Source organism: Thermodesulfobacteriota bacterium, from assembly GCA_026415035.1.
Taxonomy (GTDB): domain Bacteria; phylum Desulfobacterota; class BSN033; order BSN033; family UBA1163; genus RBG-16-49-23.
The window spans coordinates 1-2821 of the sequence record JAOAHX010000050.1; the positions used below are offsets into that span (position 1 = coordinate 1).

Here is a 2821-nt window from a genome sequence, read left to right on the forward strand (position 1 = left end):
AGATTCATGACGATGATTATAACGGAACTCCATCTCCTTTAGGTAGAGGGGAAAAAGTTTTGGAGACACGCCGTGATGTTTGATCAACCGTTCTTTGGCATAAGCCCAAAACCCCTCCAGGCTGTTGATGTAGACCTTTCCGGAGCTGAATCGTTTCTTGTGATCGATCCTCAGGTGACGATACCCGCAGCACATCAGGGCATCGTAGCTTCGGAACTTATCGGTGTAGATGAGGCTTCCCCGGCGCACCTTCTTGACGGTGAGGTTGAGGAGGGTTTCGGCGCTGACATTGGGGACCACCTCTACCTTCACCACGCCACCTCGCTCCAAGATGCCGAAAACAGGGACTTTTCCCGATGCTCCTCGACCTCGGTTCCCTTTTTTCTCCCTACGAAGTAGGCATCATCGGCTTCGATCTCTCTTCGAAGAAGCCCCGTCTCCTCGCTTTGGGCGACGATGGCCTTTCGGATCACCGTGAAGGATAACCAGTGGCCCCTCTACCCTTTTAAAAACATAGGACACTCATTGGGGAAGGTCCTCTTTTATCATTTAAAGCAATAGAATCAAATCCTTTTTCTCCCTGAGAGGCAGGAAGAGCCAGGAGCTTAAACGGGCCTCGTAATCCTTTAAAGGAACAGCAAACCTTATTGACTCAACCAACCGAAAGGAGGTCTGAATGGGGGAAGTGGACATACCACTGACCGATTTATTCTGTTGTCCCGTCTGCGGGTATCGGGGGGCTTTAAAGGCCGACCCGGTAGTTTATGTTCAATGTATCTGCGGCAAATGGTGGGTGATCGGAGATTACCATTATTATCTATCGCTCTCCGATGAAGAGAGAGAGGAACTAAAAAGGTGGTATGCAAGCTTATATAAAGACCATGGAGAGTTCGATTATGAGATTGAATCGACCCTCTATTCCTGACCTAACCCTCTTCTCCCCTCTTTTCTCCTAAAGAGATAGGAAGACAGCTTATAAGTTTTTAAAGCGATTACGAGGCCCGTTTGCTTAAAGTGAAACATTTTTAAGAATACTCAATGGCGAATGCTCTGGATGACAAAAAGGTAACCTCAGAAAGCAAGATTAGAAATAAAAGAAGACCTGATGTCTTATGCGGTAAAAGGACTGGAAAACTCTCTAAGCCCGATGATGAAGGAAAGGCCTGTAACGGGGGTGGAGGCTTCGGGTGGAAAAAGAAAAGAGGTGAAAGGAGTTTTATAAGACCTATAAAAAGCATTATCCAGAGGATAAACCCCTCGGCAAGAGAGAGCATCTTGAGACCCACCTTATTGGGATGGATGATGTGAAGAAGGCCTGGTATTTTCATTCGATGAGGACCTGGACCAAAAACGATAGGAAAATTATGCAAAATTCTACCTCTGGATGCTTGGGGGTTGGATGAGGAATTTGAGGAGGGACATGAGGGGGAGGAAAATATGAACGTCTTATTAAAGGAGCACATTGAAGTAAAACGCTTAGAAGTTGAACTTCGACGTTTAGAGAGGAGATTAGGTTCACAAAAAGATCCTTCCCGGCGAGAGGCCTTACGAAATAGGATTTATGAAGTAAAGGCCGATCTTGGTTGGGCCCTGATGGATCAGAGGGAATATAAGCGGGCCCTCAAACTTTATCGCTCTTTACCTTGGAAAAGTTTTGGAGAGGTGAAGTTTAACGGTTATGCCCGAGCTCTCACAGAGATGGGGTTTTATGAGGAAGCAAGGAAGTTTCTGGAAGAAGGGTTGAAGGTCTATCCTGATTCTTATGTCCTCTGGGTGGCCATGGCAGCCCTTTATGAGACGATGGGCTCCTATTTTGAGGCACTCGAGTGTGTGGAGGAGGCCCTTAATTGTTTCCCTGAGGATGATTCGGTGGCCCTTTACAATAAGGCTCTGGTGTTGATGAGGATAGGCTGTTATGGGGAGGCTCGAGAGATTATGGATGAGCTCATGGAGAGGGCTCCCCGGGATCCGAAGATTTTGACTCAGAGGGGGTATTTAGCTCTGGAAATGGGCTATCCGGGCGAGGCTCTTGGATATTATCAGAGGGCGATGAAGGTCTGGCAGGAGGATCCGACCCTGAATGAGGGGATTTCGATTTATTCGGGTCTCTGAACGGTGTATATGGATCTGGGGATGAAGGGGGAGGCTTTGGAGGTTGCCCTTGAGGGGCTGAGAAGATTTCCCGATGAGGATCCCGTGCTTTATTACAATGTGGGGGCTGTCTTTTATGAGATGGGTTGGAGAGAGGATACCATTGAGGTGCTTAAAAAGGGGATTGAGAAATTCCCCGAAGACGAGGAGATGAAGATGTTTCTCAGAGAGATCGAGGATGAGCTGGATGACTCCGACAGCGATGGCAAAAACCCTTTCCTTGGAGCACTTCTACTGATGCTTTTGCTTTACAAGAGAATGCGAAAGAAGTAACTGGGATCCGATTTCCAGGGGGATCATTCAATTTCTTTTTTCTCACGCACTCCGATGGTAACGCCCTGTGGTCGATTCTTAATCGCCCTGACTTCTGACCATATAATTTTCTTTAAAAATCAAATACTTATTTCCCATAAAATTTTTGGCACAAGCCCTGCTGAAAAATTTGGCTAAGAGGATTCCCGCCCGGAGAGGATCAGACTCACGAGAAGGAGTAAGGGGAAACGGTCTCTCCTAATTATCTAAATCTGTTTATCGAGTAAGCCATCGAACTCGAAACCAACGAATCGAAATCCCTAAAAAAGTCCATTAAGACGGAAAAATCAAAAACGAGTAATTGTCAGTGGTATGGGTTTTTGATATATTTTGTGGAAAAGGAAGGGGAGAGATAAAT

General features: G+C 46.4%; 6 protein-coding genes. 4 read left to right on the forward strand and 2 right to left on the reverse strand.

Annotated elements, in window-relative coordinates; genetic code table 11:
- Window positions 1–330 (reverse strand): IS1595 family transposase (locus tag N3G78_14770; GenBank protein ID MCX8119179.1); only part of this gene is annotated, 330 nt, incomplete at its 3' end.
- The gene (locus N3G78_14775; GenBank protein MCX8119180.1) at window positions 309–473 is read right to left on the reverse strand and encodes a hypothetical protein; all 165 of its coding nucleotides are present in this window, start codon (window positions 471–473) and stop codon (window positions 309–311) included. The genes N3G78_14770 and N3G78_14775, both read right to left, overlap by 22 nt.
- A 203-nt stretch (window positions 474–676) precedes the next feature.
- On the opposite strand from N3G78_14775, the gene N3G78_14780 reads away from it, so the two are divergent.
- The 4 genes from N3G78_14780 (at window position 677) to N3G78_14795 (ending at window position 2424) form a co-directional block, all read left to right on the forward strand.
- A complete protein-coding gene (locus N3G78_14780; GenBank protein ID MCX8119181.1) occupies window positions 677–925 on the forward strand; it encodes a hypothetical protein in 249 nt (82 codons plus the stop codon).
- A 113-nt stretch (window positions 926–1038) separates the two neighbouring features.
- Complete coding sequence (locus N3G78_14785) at window positions 1039–1308, forward strand: hypothetical protein (protein ID MCX8119182.1); 270 nt, start codon at window positions 1039–1041, stop codon at window positions 1306–1308.
- 285 nt (window positions 1309–1593) lie between these two features.
- Window positions 1594–2112 carry a tetratricopeptide repeat protein gene (locus N3G78_14790; GenBank protein MCX8119183.1) on the forward strand — a complete coding sequence of 173 codons (519 nt, stop codon included), beginning with the start codon at window positions 1594–1596 and terminating at the stop codon, window positions 2110–2112.
- Between the two features lie 9 nt (window positions 2113–2121).
- Window positions 2122–2424, forward strand: a complete 303-nt coding sequence (locus N3G78_14795; protein ID MCX8119184.1) for a hypothetical protein — start codon at window positions 2122–2124, stop codon at window positions 2422–2424.
- Window positions 2425–2821 lie beyond the last annotated feature (397 nt).

Coding starts and splice junctions, on each gene's coding strand:
- N3G78_14780 (MCX8119181.1), top strand. CDS start 677: ATGGGGGAAGTGGACATACCACTGACCGATTTATTCTGTTGTCCCGTC.
- N3G78_14785 (MCX8119182.1), top strand. CDS start 1,039: ATGGCGAATGCTCTGGATGACAAAAAGGTAACCTCAGAAAGCAAGATT.
- N3G78_14790 (MCX8119183.1), top strand. CDS start 1,594: ATGGATCAGAGGGAATATAAGCGGGCCCTCAAACTTTATCGCTCTTTA.
- N3G78_14795 (MCX8119184.1), top strand. CDS start 2,122: ATGGATCTGGGGATGAAGGGGGAGGCTTTGGAGGTTGCCCTTGAGGGG.